Raw genomic sequence first — 372 nt, 5'->3', positions numbered from 1 at the left:
GTTTTGGAGGCAGTAATGGAACCATTACCTTGACACCTGCTGATGGACTTGCTCCATATAGCTATACCCTTACAGGTGCAGGTGCCAATACAAGCGGAGATGTTACAGGAACTTATACAGGATTGCCGGAAGGCACTTATTCAGTAGTGGTTAAGGATGCCAAAGGCTGTGATTCAGCTGTTATTTCGGTAACGATTACCCAGCCATTACAGTTGGCAGCTACAGTAGGAGTTACGCCATTTGGCTGTAATTCGGGCAATGTACCACAGGCCGCAGTTGTAACTGTAACGGCTACTGTGGGTACAGGTACAGCGCCATATACTTATAGCTTCAATGGCTCAGCGAGCTACACATCAGCTAATACCTTATCAG

1 protein-coding gene is annotated in these 372 nt (G+C 46.8%); it reads left to right on the top strand.

The annotated features are described in order from the left end of the window. Positions 1-372: hypothetical protein (locus DMB65_RS21900; protein WP_133249526.1), on the top strand; the 372-nt coding region annotated here is incomplete at both ends.

The sequence above is a fragment of the Flavobacterium cheongpyeongense genome, assembly GCF_003202435.1.
Taxonomy (GTDB): Bacteria; Bacteroidota; Bacteroidia; order Flavobacteriales; family Flavobacteriaceae; genus Flavobacterium; species Flavobacterium cheongpyeongense.
This window is presented reverse-complemented; position numbering and strand designations above follow the sequence as displayed.